Origin of the sequence: Nocardioides sp., assembly GCF_036405735.1 — a bacterium.
Lineage (GTDB): Bacteria > Actinomycetota > Actinomycetes > Propionibacteriales > Nocardioidaceae > Nocardioides.
Genome location: NZ_DASWXC010000016.1, coordinates 1 through 14,993, shown reverse-complemented (window position 1 = coordinate 14,993; position 14,993 = coordinate 1). Strand labels below are relative to the sequence as shown.

The following is a 14,993-nucleotide window of genomic DNA, read 5'->3' as shown; positions in this document are numbered from 1 at the left end:
CGCGCGTCGGTCAGGCGGGTCGAGCAAGCGGGCGGCCGAGCTTGCGAGGCCGCCACCGCGTGTCGAGACCACTCACGGCGGCGCGAGGAACGAGCGCCGCGCGTCGGTCAGGCGGGTCGAGCAAGCGGGCGGCCGAGCTTGCGAGGCCGCCACCGCGTGTCGAGACCACTGACGGTGGCGCGAGGAACGGGCGCCGCTGGTCAGGCGAAGCCCTCGCCCATGAGCTTGCCGGCGAGCACGTGCAGGTGCGTGTGGAAGACGGTCTGCCCGGCGTCCGCGCCGGTGTTGAAGATCAGGCGGTAGTCGTCGTACCCCTCGGCGCGGGCGACGACGTCGGCGGCGGTGACGAGCTCGCCGACGATGGTCGGGTCGGCGGCCGCGGAGGCCGCCGCGTGCGGCTGGTGCTCCCGGGGGGCGACCAGGACGTGGAACGGCGCCTTCGGCGCGATATCGCGGAAGGCGACCAGGCGCTGGTCCTGGTGCACGAAGTCGCCGGGGATCTCGCCGGCGATGATGCGGCAAAACAGGCAGTCGGCGGTGTCGGAGTCGGTGCTCACCTCAGGCATGGTGCCACACTGGTCTCATGCGAAACACCGCGCGCGCCCTGGGCGCCTCCGCCGCCCTGATCGCCGCCCTCGCCCTGGCCGGGTGCGGCGACGACTCCACGGTCGCCGAGGACCCCACCGCTGTCAGCACCACGCCGACGCCCGAGCCGGTCCCGGCCACGTCGGTCCCGAGCGAGCCGCTGCCGGACGAGTCCGACGTGCCCGCTCCCGGCGACACGCTCATCACGCTCGACACCCCGGCCGAGAACGCCACGGTCTCGGGCAGCTTCGAGGCGAGCGGCACCGCGAACTCCCCCGAGGCCAACGTCCCGTGGCAGGTGCTCGCGCCGGGCGGCGACGTCGTGCTGGAGGGCTTCTTCACCGCCGAGGGCTGGATGGACAAGCTCTACCCGTACGCCGGCAGCGTCGACGTCTCGACCCTCGCTCCCGGCCCCTACGTCTTCCGGGTGAGCACCGACGACCCGTCCGGCGGCGAGGGCAACGCCCCGCAGAGCGTCGAGCGCCACATCACCGTCCAGTAGGCCCGGTCGGTCCGGCATGCGGCTGTCCCCCCGGCGGCTCAACCGGACCCTGCTGCTGCGCCAGCACCTACTCGAACGGGTGCCGGGCGACCCCGTCTCGATGGCCGGCTCGTTGGTCGGACTGCACGCGCAAGAGCCGCTGCCGCCGTACCTCTCGCTGGCGGCGCGGTTGCAGGACTTCGACCCGTACGACGTCACGCGCGCCCTCGAGGAGGCGCGGCTGGTCCGGCTGGTGACGCTGCGCGGCACCCTCCACCTGCTGCGTCCCGAGGACGCCGTCACCCAGCGGGTCTGGACCGGACCGGTGCAGGAGCGGGAGCGGAAGGTCTCCCAGGTCATCCGGCCGGCGCTCGGCCTGGACCCCGCGGAGTTCGTCCGCGTCCTGGAGCGGGCGTTGGACGAGGGAGCGCTGCCGCAGCGCGAGCTGTCCACCCGACTCGCGGAGGCGTTCCCCGGCCTGCCGCCCGCCGCGCTCGGCCAGCTGGCCCGGGTGAGCCTGCCCCTGGTGCAGCTGCCGCCACGGGGATGCTGGAAGCAGTCCGGCGGGGTGGTCTACGAGCGGCTCGAGCGCTGGGTCGGGCTCCCGTTGACCGAGCCGGACGTCCCGAGCATCGTCCGGCGTTACCTGCGGGCCTACGGCCCCGCGAGCGCCGCCGACGTCACCGCGTGGTCGGGCATCACTCGCCTGGGACCGGTCCTCGCGGCGATGGACGACCTGGTGCGTCACGAGGACCAGGACGGCCGGGTGCTCTACGACCTGCCCGGCGCCTCGATCGCCGACGGGGACGCGCCGGCGCCGGTGCGGCTGCTGGGGACCTACGACAACCTCTGGCTCTCGCACGCCGGCCGCGACCGCGTCACCGAGCCGGACAAGCGGCGCCGCTGGATGGGACGCAACGGCGGCTCCGGCATGGTGCTGCTCGTCGACGGCTGGCTGGAGGGACTGTGGCGGCCGGTCGACGGCCGGGTCGAGGTGACGACGCTGTTCCGCGAGCTCGACGCCACCGAGCGCTCCTCTCTCGCCGAGGAGATCGACCGGGTCGAGGCGCTGCTGGCGCGGTGAGCCACGGGAACCCGGGACTCGAGCCACGGGAACCCGGGACTCGACGGTGCGGTCAGGACCAGCGGGCGGTGCGGGAGAGGATCGCGGCGACGGCCGCCAGGCCGGCGGTGGAGGTCCGCAGCACCTCGACACCGAGCTTCACGGTGGACGCACCGGCCTCCTCGAAGGCGGCGATCTCCTCGGGGGTAAGTCCACCCTCGGGGCCGACGACGACGAGCATCTCCCCGGACTCCGGTACGCGGACCGCGCCCAGGGGCAGGTGACCCTCCTCGTGGAGGACCACCGCGACGTCGGCGGCCGCGATCCTGGCGGCGACCTCGGCCGTCGAGGCCATTGGCTCGACGACCGGGAACCACGAGCGCCGGGCCTGCTTGGCGGCCTCCCGGGCGGTGGACCGCCACTTGGCCAGCGACTTCTCGGCCCGCTCGCCCTTCCAGACGGCGACCGAGCGGGACGCGGCCCAGGGCACGATCGTCGCCGCGCCGATCTCGGTGAGCACCTCGACGGCGAGCTCGCCGCGCTCCCCCTTCGGGATGGCCTGGACGACCGTCACCGCCGGGGTCAAGGGCAGGGCCGCGGTCACCGAGACGATCGTCGCGGTGAAGAGCCGCTTGCCGGTGCTGGCCACCTCGGCGAGAGCCGCCACACCCTGCCCGTCGGTGAGCACGACCTGCTCGCCGACCCGCAGCCGACGTACGGCGACCGCGTGGTGCGCCTCGTCGCCGTCCACGCTCACGGTGCCGCCGGCGACGACGTCGGCGAGCGACGGGACGAGGTGGACCGGCAGCGACATCGAGGTGCCTGGTCTCAGTGCCCGAAGGCGTCGCGGAGGCGGCCGAAGACCGACTTGGCACCGGCCTTGAGCTGGCCGGTCGGCGTCGTCTCGTTGCGCAGCCGGGCGAGCTCGCGGAGCAGCTCCTCCTGCTCGCCGTCGAGCTGCGTGGGGGTCTCGACCGCCACCGTGACGACGAGGTCGCCGCGGCCACCGCGCAGCCCGGGTACGCCGAAGCCGCGCAGCACCTGCTCGGTGCCCGACTGCGTACCGGGCCGGATCTCGAGCTCGAAGGAGGTCTGCACGTCGGTCTCCGCGCCCTCCTCGACCAGGTCCGCCTCGAGGGTGGGCAGCGTGATCGTGGTGCCGAGCGCGGCCGCGGTCATCGGGACCGTCACCGTGCAGTGCAGGTCGTTGCCCTGCCGCGTGAAGACGGGATGCCGGGCGACCTGGATCTCGACGTACAGGTCACCGGCCGGACCACCGCCCGGGCCGACCTCGCCCTGCTCGGCGAGCTGGACCCGGGTGCCGCTGTCGACGCCGGCCGGGATCTTCACGGTCAGGCTGCGACGCGAGCGGACCCGTCCGTCGCCGGAGCACTCGCGGCAGGGGTCCGGGATGATCGTGCCGAACCCGCGGCAGGCGGCGCAGGGCCGCAGCGTGCGGATCTCGCCGAGGAAGGACCGCTGCACGTGCGCCACCTCGCCGGCGCCGCGGCAGGTCTCGCAGGTCACCGGGCGGGTGCCCGGGGCGGTGCCGTCGCCGTGGCAGGTCTCGCAGACCACGGCGGTGTCGACCTTGAGCTCGCGCGTGGTGCCGAAGGCCGCCTCGGCCAGCTCGATGTCGAGCCGGATCAGGGCGTCCTGGCCGCGGCGCGTCCGGGGGCGCGGGCCACGGCCGGACGCGGCGCCACCGGCCTGGCCGCCGAAGAAGGCGTCCATGATGTCGGTGAAGGAGAAGCCGGCGCCGGCCCCACCGAAGCCGCCGAAGACGTCGCCACCGCGGTCGTAGGCAGCGCGCTTCTGCGGATCGGAGAGGATCTCGTAGGCGTGCGACACCTCCTTGAAGCGGTCCTGCGCCGCCGGATCGGGGTTGACGTCGGGGTGGTACTGCCGCGCCAGCTTCCGGTAGGCCTTCTTGATGGTGGCGTCGTCGGCGTCGCGGTCGACGCCGAGGAGCTCGTAGGGATCCACGCTGTCTCTTCCTAGGGGGTCAGGCGGGGTCGGGCGGGCGCTCAGGCCTCGTCGAGGATGCGCGAGACGTACCGCGCCACCGCGCGGACGGCCGCCATCGTGCCGGGGTAGTCCATCCGGGTGGGGCCGACCACGCCGAGCATCGCGAGGGCGTCGTCCCCCGGGCCGTAGCCGGTGGTGACGACGCTGGTCGACGACAGCTGCTCGTAGGGGCCCTCGGCCCCGATGCGCACCGTCACCATGCCGCTCGAGGTCGCCTCGCCGAGCAGCTTGAGCAGGACGACCTGCTCCTCGAGCGCCTCCAGCAGCGGCCGGACGGCGGAGTCGAAGCTGTCGCCGTACCGTGCGAGGTTGGCGGTGCCGCCGACCGCGATCCGGCCGTCGGCACGGTGGTCCTGCATCGCCTCGACCAGCACGTCGACGACCGCCTTGGTGATGCCGTGGTCGGGCGCGGGCAGCTCGTCGGGGAGCCGGCCCAGCCCGGCGACCGCCTCGGCGATGATCTCGCCCGTGGCGGCACGGTTCACGCGCCGGCGTACGTCGGCCAGCGACTCCTCGCCCACCTCGGCCGGCAGCTCGACGAGCCGCTGCTCGACGCGTCCGGTGGAGAGGATGAGGACGGCCAGCAGACGGGTGGGCGCGAGCTGGACGAGCTCGATGTGACGCACCGTCGACCGGGCCAGGGTGGGGTACTGCACCACGGCGACCTGGCGGGTCAGCTGCGAGAGCAGCCGGACCGAGCGGCCGACGACGTCGTCGAGATCGACGGCGCCGTCGAGGAAGCTGACGATGGCCCGCTTCTCGGCCTGGCTCATGGGCTTGACGGTGGTGAGCCGGTCGACGAAGAGCCGGTAGCCCTTGTCGGTCGGCACCCGGCCGGCACTCGTGTGCGGCTGGGTGATGTAGCCCTCCTCCTCGAGAGCGGCCATGTCGTTGCGCACGGTGGCCGGGGACACGCCGAGGCCGTGCCGCTCGACGAGCGCCTTGGAGCCCACCGGCTCCTCGGTCGCGACGTAGTCCTCGACGATGGCTCGGAGCACGGCGAGCCGGCGGTCGTTCTGCATCGCTGCACCTCCTCACCTGCGAGATCGGCTGACCGGACTGGCACTCCCGGATTCTGAGTGCCAATCCTACCTGCGGGGCCAGCCTGCGGGCCGCTAGCCTCGCCAGCATGCATGACACCGGGTTCCAGGAGGTCGCCGACCGCGTCTGGGTCGCGCGCTACGCCTGGTGGGACGTGAACATCGGCCTGATCGCCGGTGCCGACGGGCTGCTGCTGGTCGACACCCACGCCTCCGCGGTGGCGGCGCGCCAGGTCGCCGAGGACGTACGCCGGCTCGGGGTCGGTCCGGTCACCGGGCTCGTCAACACGCACGCGCACTTCGACCATACCTTCGGCAACGACGCGCTGCGCTCGGCCTTCGGTCCGGTGCCGATCCATGCCACCGCGGAGGCGGCCGAGACCACCGTCGCCGCCGGCGAGCGGATGAAGGACCAGCTGCGGTCGGGCGAGGAGCACGACGAGCGCGCCGAGGAGATCCTCGCGACCGCGATCGTGCCGGCCGACCACACCTTCTCCAGCGTCGCGGTCGTCGAGCTCGGCGACCGGCTCGTGGAGCTGGTCCACCCCGGCCGAGGGCACACCGGCGGGGACCTGGTGGTGCGGGTGCCCGACGCCGACGTACTGCTCGCCGGGGACCTGGTCGAGGAGTCCGGACCACCCGGGATCGGGCCCGACTCCTTCCTGGCGGAGTGGCCCGCGACGCTCGAGGTCGTCGTCCGGATGCTCACCGCCTCCTCGGTGGTCGTCCCCGGTCACGGCCGACCGGTCGACCGGGCCTTCGTGCTCGAGCAGCACGCCGAGCTCGCCCGGCTCGCGCTCGACGCCCAGGCGCCACCGCCGGGGCCGACCATGCTGCCGTTGGCCTGACCCGGTTTCCGACCACGCGGCTCGCCGGGCTGCGCTGACCTGTGACGGCTGTGGCTGCTGGGACAATGAGGCCATGGCCGACCGCTACGGATCCGACGTCCTCGCCACCGACTGGCGCGCGCCGAAGCGCGGTCGCGCCGTGGAGGCGCCGGCCGACCTCGGCCTCGTTGTCGAGGAGGTCACCACGGACTGGTGCGGTGAGATCGTCGCGGTCGACCGGGACCTCGGCACGCTGACGCTCGAGGACCGGCGCGCACGCCGGCGTACCTTCCCGCTCGGGCCCGGCTTCCTGCTGGAGGGCCGCCCGGTCATCCTGGTGGCCCCGGTGCGCGCCGCCGCCCCTGCCGGGCCGAAGCGGACGGCGTCCGGCTCGATCGCCGTGCCGAACGCCCCGGCGCGGGTCGCGCGGGCGAGCCGGATCTTCGTCGAGGGCCGCCACGACGCGGAGCTGGTGGAGAAGGTGTGGGGCGACGACCTGCGCATCGAGGGCGTGGTCGTGGAGTACCTCGGCGGCGTCGACGACCTCGCCGACCACCTCAAGGACTTCCGGCCGGGCCCGCAACGCCGCGTCGGCGTGCTCGTCGACCACCTCGTGCGCGGGTCGAAGGAGTCGCGCATCGCCGACGCGATCGTGCGCTCCCCCGTCGGGCAGCACGTCCGGATCGTCGGCCACCCGTTCGTCGACATCTGGCAGGCGGTGAAGCCGGACCGGCTCGGCCTGGGCGCCTGGCCGACCATCCCGCGCACCATCGAGTGGAAGAAGGGCGTGTGCCAGCACCTCGGCTGGCCGCACCGCGACCAGGCCGACATCGCGCGGGCCTGGCAGCACATCCTGTCGAAGGTGAAGTCCTACGACGACCTCGAGCCGGCGCTGCTCGGCCGGGTCGAGGAGCTCATCGACTTCGTGACGGTGGAGTGACCCCGGACGTTCCCTGGTTCGTCCCTGAACCGACCCCGGGAACGGGTGTCCAGGCGGCTCGCGAGGACTACGGTCGAGCCATGAGCCAGTCGTTCCCGCCGTACTCCTCCGGCCAACCCGTCCCCATCTCCCCCAGCGAGCAGACCTGGGGCGGCGCCGCGCACTGGAGCGCCTTCATCGGCGCCTGGCTCGCCCTGGCCTTCCTCGGCCCGCTCGTGGTGCTGCTCGTGAAGGGCAACGAGTCGCCGTACGTCCGCCGCCAGGCGGTCGAGGCGCTCAACTTCCAGCTCTCGATCCTGATCTACGGCATCGTCTCGGCCATCCTGATGCTGGTCCTGGTCGGCTTCCTGCTGCTCGCGCTCGTCGGCCTGCTCTGGTTGGTGTTCACCATCATCGGCTCGGTCAAGTCCGCCCAGGGCGAGATCTACCGCTACCCCCTCACCCTCCGGCTGGTCCACTGACGGGTCGAGTCTCGGGTTTCGGTGGGTCGAGTCCCGGGTTCCCGTGGGGCGAGTCCCGGGTTCCCGTGGGGCGAGTCGCGGGTTTCCGTGGGTACGGCGGCCGGCCGCCGTACCGTCGAAGGCATGAGCATGACAACACTGTCGCGGCCGCGTCAGGGCCGCATCATCGCCGGCGTGTGCGCCGGCCTGGCCCGCCGCTTCGGCTGGAGTCCGACGACGGTCCGCATCATCGCCGTCGCGTCGATCCTGCTGCCCGGACCACAGTTCATCGCGTACATCGTGCTGTGGATCCTCATGCCGGCCGAGGACCGCCGCCGGAGCTGACAACCCCCTCGGAAACCCGGGGCTCAACCCACGGGAACCCGAGACTCAACCCACGGGAACCCGAGACTCAACGCAGGAGGTCGCGGACGACGGCGTCGGCGAGGAGTCGGCCGCGGGGGGTGAGGACGAGCCGGTCGCCGTCGACGACCAGCAGGCCGTCGGCCACGAGCGCGGGTACGGCGGCCCGGCCGGCGTCGTCGAGCACCGCGACGTCGAGTCCGGTCACCAGGCGCAGCTCGAGCAGCACCCGCTCGACCCGCTGGTCCTCGAGGCTCAGCAGCTCCCGGCCGTGGGCCGGGCTGAGCGCGGCGCCGAGCCGGTCGGCGTACGCCACGGGGTGCTTGACGTTCCACCACCGCACGCCGCCGACGTGACTGTGCGCGCCGGGGCCGGCGCCCCACCAGTCGGCGCCGGTCCAGTAGAGGACGTTGTGGCGACAGCGGCTCTCCGGGCTGCGCGCCCAGTTGGAGACCTCGTACCACGCCAGCCCGGCGGCGGTCATCGCGTCGTCCGCGACGGCGTACTTGTCGGCGAGGTCGTCCTCGTCCGGCATCGGCAGCTCGCCCCGCTTGACCCGTCGCGCGAGCGCGGTGCCCTCCTCGACGATGAGCGAGTAGGCCGACACGTGGTCCGGCTCGCAGGCCAGCGCGGCGTCGAGGGAGGCACGCCAGTCCGCGAGCGACTCCCCCGGCGTGCCGTAGATCAGGTCGAGCGACACCTGCTCGAAGCCGGCGTCGCGCGCCCAGGCGACGGCGGCGGGCACCCGCTCCGGGTCGTGGGTGCGGTCCAGGGTCGCCAGCACGTGCGGGACCGCCGACTGCATGCCGAAGGAGAGCCGGTTGATCCCGCCCTCGCGCAGCACGGCGAGCGAGTCGGGCGTGACGCTGTCGGGGTTCGCCTCGGTCGTCACCTCGGCGTCCGGCGCGAGCCCGAACTCGTCGCGGATCGCGGCCACCACCGCCACCAGGTCGGCCGGGTCGAGCAGGGTGGGGGTGCCGCCGCCGAAGAAGACCGTCGAGACCGGGACGTCCGCCTCGCCCAGCACGCGACGCGCCAGCCGGATCTCGGCGATCGCCGCCTCGGCGTACGTCTGCCGCGAGGCGCCGGGATGGCCCCCGACCGGCCCCAGCTCCAGCGCGGTGTAGGTGTTGAAGTCGCAGTAGCCGCACCGCACGGTGCAGAACGGCACGTGGACGTAGAACCCGAACGGCCGCGTCCCGAGGCCCGCGAGCGCCGCAGCCGGCAGCGACCCGTCGGCGGGCGCGACGTCACCGTCGGGAAGGGCGGAGGGCATGGCGCCAGTATCGCCGTCAGGCCCTCGAATCCCGCAGTCGCGAGAGCAGAGCAGCCTCGGTCGTGGCGAGCGGCAGGAGCGACACCGCCGCCAGCCCGTCGCCATCCTCGGCGGCGGTGAGCGCGAGCTTCCACCAGGTCCCGCCGCCGACCACCGCGAGCTCGACGCTCCGCTCCCCGTCCCCGCCCAGCGGCTCCGCCACCACCCGGGGCGGCTCGGGTGAGAGGGCGACAATCACCGCCAGGGCGCGGCACAGCGTCTCGGTGTCGACGTCGTCGGCGAGGGGTACGCCGGCCGGCAGCTCCGGCGCGGCGGCGACGATCTCACGGGCGAGCGCGACCAGCCACTCGGGTGCGTGGGGCACCGGCGTGACCGTCAACCACTGCACCCTCGGCGCGGGCTCCGGGCTCAGCGTCAGCTCCAGGTCGAGACGGCCGCGCTCGGCCGGCACGGACCAGGCGGCGGTTCCCAGCCCCCGCGCGAGCACGGCGTGCTCGGCGCCGGGCTGCGGGCGGCCGACCAGGTCGTCGGCGCGGGCGAGCTGGGCGCGACGCTCGTCGTCAGGCACGTCCTGCTCCACGTTGGCGGTGAACAGGTCCGGCTCGGCGAAGCGCGCGGACCCGTCCGTCCCGACCGAAGCGAGCCGCTCGCCGACCGCCCGGATCGCCGGCAGCGTCGCGGCGACCGCAGGTCCTGTGGGCCGGCGGACCGCGCGCACCAGCAGCCGCAGCGCCTGCGTGGCCGGCGGCACCGGCGCGGCGTAGGTTCCGTTGGCCAGCGCGATCACGCCCACGCCGGTCTCGGGGTGCCAGCGCATGTGCGAGCCGTAGCCGGGATAGCCGCCCGAATGCTGGACGACGTGGCCGTGGTCGCTGTGGTGGTCGACGAACAGGCCACAGCCGTAGCCGGTCGCCGCCGCGGTCAGCGCCGCGCAGCCCACCGCCGCCGGCACCGTCAGCGCCCCTGCGACGCCCGCGAACCGCTGCAGCTGCTGCATCTCCCGCCGTGACGCGGCCGCGAGCGGATGGTCGAGTCCGGTGTCGCGGAACGCGCTCGTGAACCCGCCGATCCACGTCGCGAGGTCGCGCACACTGCTGTGCAGCCCGCCCATCGAGGAGAACGCCCCCGGCGCGACCGGCGGCTCGACGCGCCACTCCGCTTCGAGCCCACCCGGCAGGTCCGGCCGGTGGTGGCCGACCGCCAACGCCGGTCCCACCGCGCTGCCGTCGTACGTCGTCGCGGCCATGCCGAGCGGACCGACCAGCTCACGCAGCACGAACTCGCGGTAGCCGCCGGGGCCGCCGGTGAGGTTGTCGACGATCCGGCCCAGGACGGCGTAGCCGAGGTTGGAGTACTCGAACACCGCCCCCGGCGGCGCCGCCAGCGTGAACCCGCCGGCCAGGAACGCGCCGAGCTCGTCGTGGGTCATCGCCTCGTTGCGGTCGCCCCAGGGGTCGTCGGTGAGCAGCCCGCCGCTCATCGTGAGCAGATGCCGCACCGTGGGCTCCGGTTCGGCGGCGAAGCGGCGACCGGCGAGCTCGGGAACGTACGTCGAGGCCGGCAGGTCGAGCGCGAGCTCGCCGCGGTCGCGCAGCAGGAGTACGGCGGCCGCCGTGAACGATTTGGTCATCGACGCGATCCGCAGCACGTTGTCGACGCTCGGCGGCCTCTCCTCGCCCAGCACCGTGGTGCCGAACGACGCGGTGTGCAGGATCTCGCCGTCGCGGACGACCGCGTAGACCAGCCCGGGCGCACGGCCGCGGGCGAACTCCTGGGCGAAGAGCTCGTGGACGGCGTCGAACTGGTCGGTCAGCGGGCCGCTGGCATCGGTCACCCTCCGAGTCTGCCTGACCTCACACGGGCTCTGTTGGGCTGCGCACCTGGGCGCCGCCCCGCAAAGTGTCACCGTGACAGTTCGCGCCGGGAGTGACAGTTCAAAGGGTCACTCTCGTGGCGAGGTGTCACGGTGACACTTTGGAATGTCACGGTGACAGTTTGGGGTCGATGACGTAGAGGCCAGGATCAGCGGAAGTCGCGCGACCGGTGCCGGGCGGTCAGGGCGACGTCGGCGTCGGGCGCGACCTCGGCCAGCGGCGCCAGCCGGTCGACGACCAGGTTGGTGACGCCGTCGTTGCGCTCCAGGAGGCCGCGGACCAGCATCGTCGAGGAGCCGACCGCGACCTTGCGGTGGCGCTTCCACACGCCGGCGGTGCAGACGACGTTGAGCATGCCGGTCTCGTCCTCGAGGTTGAGGAACGTGACACCGCCCGCGGTGCCCGGACGCTGCCGGTGGGTGACCAGCCCGGCCACGGTGACCCGGCGGCCGCCCTCGACGTCGGCGAGACCGGCCACGGAGCGTACGCCGGCACCGGCCAACCGCTCGCGCAGATGGGCGAACGGGTGGGTGTCGGGGGTGACGCCGGTGGCCCACAGGTCGGCCAGGGTGAGCTCGACGGCGTCCATCTCGGGCAGCGGCGGCGTCGCCGTGGCGAGCTGCACGCCCTCCAGATGGGCGTCGGACTCGGTCCAGCCGGCCTGCCACAGGGCCTCCCGGCGACTCATGTCGCTCACGACGCCGGCCGTCGCCAGCGCCTCCAGCTGTCCGCTGTCGAGCCCGGCCCGGCGGGAGAGGTCGCGCAGGTCGGTGAACGGCCGCTCCTCGCGGGCCGCCACGATCCGCGCGGCGACGTCCTTGCCGATGCCGCGGACCGAGTCCAGGCCGAGGCGGACGGCGTACGCCGTGTCGCGCCGGTGCTCCGGTGTCGGGTCCGGCGTCCCGTGAACCCACGCGGTGGGCTGCTGGTCGCGCAGGCAGTCGTCCCCCCGATGCTCGAGACGCGACTCCCGGTGGTCGAGCCGGCGAGCGTCAGCGAGACGCGTCGAGACCACCCCACCCACGGTCTCCAGTCCCGCCGTCACCCCCGAGAGCACCAGGTCCGGCCCCCGTACGTCCACGCCGTGCCGGCGGGCGTCCTGCACCAGCGACTGGGGCGAGTAGAACCCCATCGGCTGGGCACGCAACAGCGCAGCCAGGAACGCCGCCGGGTAGTGCAGCTTGAACCACGACGAGGCGTAGACGAGCTTGGCGAAGGAGAGCGCGTGCGACTCCGCGAAGCCGAAGTTCGCGAACGACAGGATCTGGGTGTAGATCGCCTGCGCCTTCTCCCCGGTCAGCCCCTTGGCCGCCATCCCGGCGAGCAGCCGCTCCTTGAGCGACTCGATCCGCTCGATGCCGCGCTTGGAGCCCATCGCCCGGCGCAGCAGGTCGGCCTCGTCGGCGTCGAGGCCGCCGAGCACCTTGCCCATCTCCATCAGCTGCTCCTGGAAGAGCGGCACCCCCTTGGTACGACCGAGCACCTCGTAGGGCTCGAGCAGCTTGTGGGCGTAGGTGACCGGCTCCTTGCCGGTGGCGCGCCGGATGTAGGGGTGCACCGCGCCGCCCTGGATCGGGCCGGGCCGGATCAGGGCGATCTCGATGGCCAGGTCGTAGAAGCAGCGCGGCTGCAGCCGGGGCAGCGTGCCGATCTGGGCCCGGCTCTCCACCTGGAAGACGCCGACGGAGTCGGCCCGGCAGAGCATGTCGTAGACCGCCGGCTCCTCCTTGGGGATCGTCGCCAGCTCCCACCGCTCGCCGAGGTGCTCCTCGGCCAGCGACATCATGTGGTCGAGCGCGCTGAGCATGCCCAGCCCGAGCAGGTCGAACTTCACCAGCCCCATGAACTCGCAGGCGTCCTTGTCCCACTGCAGGACGGTGCGCTTGTCCATCCGGCCGCGCTCGATGGGGCAGACCTCCCCGATCGGCTGCTCGGTGAGGATCATCCCGCCGGAGTGGATGCCGAGGTGGCGCGGTGCCCCGTGGAACTCCTTCGCCAGGCTGATCACCTGCTCGGGCACGCCGGCGTCGTCGGGCGCCTCGACCGAGGTCCAGCTGGAGATCTGCTTGGACCAGGCGTCCTGCTGTCCCGGTGAGAAGCCGAGCGCCTTGGCGGCGTCGCGGACCGCCATCTTGGGGCGGTAGCCGATGACGTTGGCGACCTGGGCGGCGTTGCGGCGCCCGTAGGTGTCGTAGACCCACTGGATCACCTCCTCGCGCCTGCCTGCGTCGAAGTCGACGTCGATGTCGGGCTCCTCCTCGCGGTGCTCGGAGATGAACCGCTGGAACGGCAGCCCGTAGTAGACCGGGTCGATCGCGGTGATGCCGAGCGCGTAGCAGACGGCACTGGCCGCGGCGCTGCCCCGGCCCTGACACAGGATCTTGTTCTTCCGGGCGAAGGCGACGATGTCGTGGACGATGACGAAGTAGCCCGGGAAGTCCTTGCGCTCGATCACCTCGAGCTCGTACTCGACGCGCTCCCGAGCCTTCTGCACGAACTCCCGGTCGTGGGCGTACGCCGCGGCGTAGCGCTCCGCGAAGCCCTGCTCGACCAGGTGTCGCAGCCAGCCGGCCGCGGTGTGGCCGGCCGGAATGCCGCGCTTGGGCAGCTCCGGCTTGGCCTTCTGCAGGTCGAAGGCGCACTCGTCGGCGAGCGTGACCGAGCGCGCCACCGCGCCGGGGTAGCGCGCGAACCGCTGCGCCATCTCCTCGCCGCTGCGCAGGTGCGCGCCGCCGCTCGCCGGCAGCCAGCCGGCCAGGTCGGCCAGGCTCCTTCGGGCGCGGACCGCGGCCATCGCCCCGGCCAGTCGACGGTCCTCGGGTCGCGCGTGGTGGACGTTGTTGGTCGCCACCGTGGGCAGCCCCTTCTCCACCGCCAGCGCCGCCAGCAGGTCGTTGGTGCGGCTGTCGCCGGGCAGGCCGTGGTCGGTCAGCTCGACGACGACGTTGTCGGGTCCGAAGCGGGCCACCAGCGCGTCGAGGGCGTCGCCTGCGGCCGCCGTACTCTCGCGCAGGGCCTGGCGGACGGTGCCCTTGCGGCAGCCGGTGAGGACGAGCCAGTGGTCCCTCCCGACCTCGGCGAGCTCGTCGAGGTCGTAGACGGGCCGTCCCTTCTCATCGCCCCTCAGCTGCGCCTCGGTGATCGCACCGGAGAGCCGGTGGTAGCCCTCGACGCCGCGTGCCAGCACCAGCAGGTGGCTGCCCCCTGAGTCTGCCCCGGGATCCGGGACGCCGAGCTGGGGCGCGGTCAGGCCGAGGGAGAGCTCGGCGCCGTAGACCGTCCGCAGGCCCGGCCACCGCTCGCCGAGCAGCTTGGCCTGCGCCTGCACCGCCTCGGCGAAGAGCGGGGCGCCGTAGAACCCGTCGTGGTCGGTGATCGCCAGCCCGTGCAGGCCCAGCCGGAGCGCCTCGACGACGAGCGCCGCCGGCCCGCTCGCGCCGTCGAGAAAGCTGAAGGCGGAGTGGCAGTGGAGCTCGGCGTACGGCGTGCTGGGCCGCTCCGGCACCTCGACCGCCACTGCCGCCACCCGCCGTTTGCGGGACAGCGGCGCGTCGTCGCGGCCGGGCTTGCCCGACAGCCGCCTCTCGAGTTCCTTCCAAGGGACCTCGGGGTTGTTCCAGCCCATCAGGTGTCCCCCCGCCGGGGCTGACTGTTCAGCAAGGTATGCAGCCGAATGTGCACTCCCCTCGCGGAACTCCACACGGGAAGTGCCTGTTGGGCTGCATACCTTGACGAACATGCAGGCAGCCCCGGGCCACTAGTCATACGCCGCCTCGGTGATCCATCCGCCGCTGTCGCTGTCGTAGGTGGCCAGCCAGGCCCGGCCGTCGGTGGCGACCAGCTGGAACCGCGCCACCCGCCGACCGCCTCCCGGCTCCCACCACAGCTCCTCGACCGGCCACGGCCCGGCCCAGGCGGCGACGGGCAGCCAGCCCTCACCAGGGCCGGGGCGGTACCTGGCCGGTGGCCCGCTCACCGCGCCGCGGCCGGTCACGACGACCGGGCGGCCGGCGGGATCCATGACAGCGGCCGGCCACGGCTCGGCGAGCACCCGGGCCGGCGCGGGCGGCGGGATG

13 protein-coding genes and 1 pseudogene are annotated in these 14,993 nt (G+C 73.4%); 6 read left to right on the top strand and 8 right to left on the bottom strand.

The annotated features are described in order from the left end of the window. Positions 1-200: 200 nt before the first annotated feature. Positions 201-566 (bottom strand): HIT domain-containing protein, encoded by a 366-nt coding sequence (locus tag VGE38_RS03015; protein ID WP_331141054.1) that lies wholly within the window; start codon positions 564-566, stop codon positions 201-203. Positions 567-583: 17 nt separating this feature from the next. Here VGE38_RS03015 and VGE38_RS03010 point away from each other — a divergent pair, with 17 nt between their 5' ends. Together VGE38_RS03010 and VGE38_RS03005 are read left to right on the top strand one after the other, a co-directional pair. After that, a complete protein-coding gene (locus tag VGE38_RS03010) occupies positions 584-1,087 on the top strand; it encodes a Gmad2 immunoglobulin-like domain-containing protein (protein WP_331141053.1) in 504 nt (167 codons plus the stop codon). A 16-nt stretch (positions 1,088-1,103) separates the two neighbouring features. Further along, entirely contained in the window at positions 1,104-2,150 is a 1,047-nt protein-coding gene (locus VGE38_RS03005; RefSeq protein ID WP_331141052.1) for a winged helix DNA-binding domain-containing protein, read from the top strand. A 52-nt stretch (positions 2,151-2,202) separates the two neighbouring features. Here VGE38_RS03005 and VGE38_RS03000 read toward each other — a convergent pair whose 3' ends face one another. The 3 genes from VGE38_RS03000 to hrcA are packed head-to-tail and all read right to left on the bottom strand — an operon-like array spanning position 2,203 to position 5,179. Then, positions 2,203-2,943 carry a 16S rRNA (uracil(1498)-N(3))-methyltransferase gene (locus VGE38_RS03000; RefSeq protein WP_331141051.1) on the bottom strand — a complete coding sequence of 247 codons (741 nt, stop codon included), beginning with the start codon at positions 2,941-2,943 and terminating at the stop codon, positions 2,203-2,205. 14 nt (positions 2,944-2,957) lie between these two features. Beyond that, on the bottom strand, positions 2,958-4,115 hold the full coding sequence (gene dnaJ / locus VGE38_RS02995) for a molecular chaperone DnaJ (protein WP_331141050.1): 1,158 nt from the start codon (positions 4,113-4,115) through the stop codon (positions 2,958-2,960). A gap of 41 nt (positions 4,116-4,156) precedes the next feature. After that, positions 4,157-5,179: a heat-inducible transcriptional repressor HrcA gene (hrcA, locus tag VGE38_RS02990; RefSeq protein ID WP_331141049.1), complete on the bottom strand. Its 1,023-nt coding sequence runs from the start codon at positions 5,177-5,179 to the stop codon at positions 4,157-4,159. A gap of 107 nt (positions 5,180-5,286) precedes the next feature. On the opposite strand from hrcA, the gene VGE38_RS02985 reads away from it, so the two are divergent. From VGE38_RS02985 to VGE38_RS02970, 4 genes are all read left to right on the top strand, one after another. Next, a complete protein-coding gene (locus VGE38_RS02985; protein ID WP_331141048.1) occupies positions 5,287-6,045 on the top strand; it encodes an MBL fold metallo-hydrolase in 759 nt (252 codons plus the stop codon). Positions 6,046-6,118: 73 nt separating this feature from the next. Continuing rightward, positions 6,119-6,964 (top strand): DUF3097 domain-containing protein, encoded by an 846-nt coding sequence (locus tag VGE38_RS02980; RefSeq protein WP_331141047.1) that lies wholly within the window; start codon positions 6,119-6,121, stop codon positions 6,962-6,964. 80 nt (positions 6,965-7,044) lie between these two features. Then, positions 7,045-7,425, top strand: a complete 381-nt coding sequence (locus VGE38_RS02975; protein WP_331141046.1) for a DUF4870 domain-containing protein — start codon at positions 7,045-7,047, stop codon at positions 7,423-7,425. Positions 7,426-7,548: 123 nt separating this feature from the next. After that, on the top strand, positions 7,549-7,749 hold the full coding sequence (locus VGE38_RS02970; RefSeq protein ID WP_331141045.1) for a PspC domain-containing protein: 201 nt from the start codon (positions 7,549-7,551) through the stop codon (positions 7,747-7,749). 67 nt (positions 7,750-7,816) lie between these two features. On the opposite strand, the gene hemW is transcribed toward VGE38_RS02970, so the two are convergent. The 4 genes and pseudogenes from hemW to VGE38_RS02950 form a co-directional block, all read right to left on the bottom strand. Then, positions 7,817-9,043, bottom strand: a complete 1,227-nt coding sequence (hemW, locus tag VGE38_RS02965) for a radical SAM family heme chaperone HemW (RefSeq protein WP_331141044.1) — start codon at positions 9,041-9,043, stop codon at positions 7,817-7,819. Positions 9,044-9,059: 16 nt separating this feature from the next. Beyond that, positions 9,060-10,877, bottom strand: a complete 1,818-nt coding sequence (locus VGE38_RS02960; protein ID WP_331141043.1) for a serine hydrolase domain-containing protein — start codon at positions 10,875-10,877, stop codon at positions 9,060-9,062. Positions 10,878-11,065: 188 nt separating this feature from the next. Further along, positions 11,066-14,542, bottom strand: a complete 3,477-nt coding sequence (locus VGE38_RS02955) for an error-prone DNA polymerase (RefSeq protein ID WP_331141042.1) — start codon at positions 14,540-14,542, stop codon at positions 11,066-11,068. Between the two features lie 132 nt (positions 14,543-14,674). After that, positions 14,675-14,993, bottom strand: a pseudogene (locus tag VGE38_RS02950) (DNA polymerase Y family protein); the annotation flags it as partial.

Coding starts and splice junctions, on each gene's coding strand:
- hrcA (WP_331141049.1), bottom strand. CDS start 5,179: ATGCAGAACGACCGCCGGCTCGCCGTGCTCCGAGCCATCGTCGAGGAC.
- VGE38_RS03005 (WP_331141052.1), top strand. CDS start 1,104: ATGCGGCTGTCCCCCCGGCGGCTCAACCGGACCCTGCTGCTGCGCCAG.
- VGE38_RS03010 (WP_331141053.1), top strand. CDS start 584: ATGCGAAACACCGCGCGCGCCCTGGGCGCCTCCGCCGCCCTGATCGCC.
- VGE38_RS03015 (WP_331141054.1), bottom strand. CDS start 566: ATGCCTGAGGTGAGCACCGACTCCGACACCGCCGACTGCCTGTTTTGC.
- VGE38_RS02975 (WP_331141046.1), top strand. CDS start 7,045: ATGAGCCAGTCGTTCCCGCCGTACTCCTCCGGCCAACCCGTCCCCATC.
- VGE38_RS02955 (WP_331141042.1), bottom strand. CDS start 14,542: ATGGGCTGGAACAACCCCGAGGTCCCTTGGAAGGAACTCGAGAGGCGG.
- VGE38_RS02970 (WP_331141045.1), top strand. CDS start 7,549: ATGAGCATGACAACACTGTCGCGGCCGCGTCAGGGCCGCATCATCGCC.
- hemW (WP_331141044.1), bottom strand. CDS start 9,043: ATGCCCTCCGCCCTTCCCGACGGTGACGTCGCGCCCGCCGACGGGTCG.
- VGE38_RS02980 (WP_331141047.1), top strand. CDS start 6,119: ATGGCCGACCGCTACGGATCCGACGTCCTCGCCACCGACTGGCGCGCG.
- VGE38_RS03000 (WP_331141051.1), bottom strand. CDS start 2,943: ATGTCGCTGCCGGTCCACCTCGTCCCGTCGCTCGCCGACGTCGTCGCC.
- VGE38_RS02985 (WP_331141048.1), top strand. CDS start 5,287: ATGCATGACACCGGGTTCCAGGAGGTCGCCGACCGCGTCTGGGTCGCG.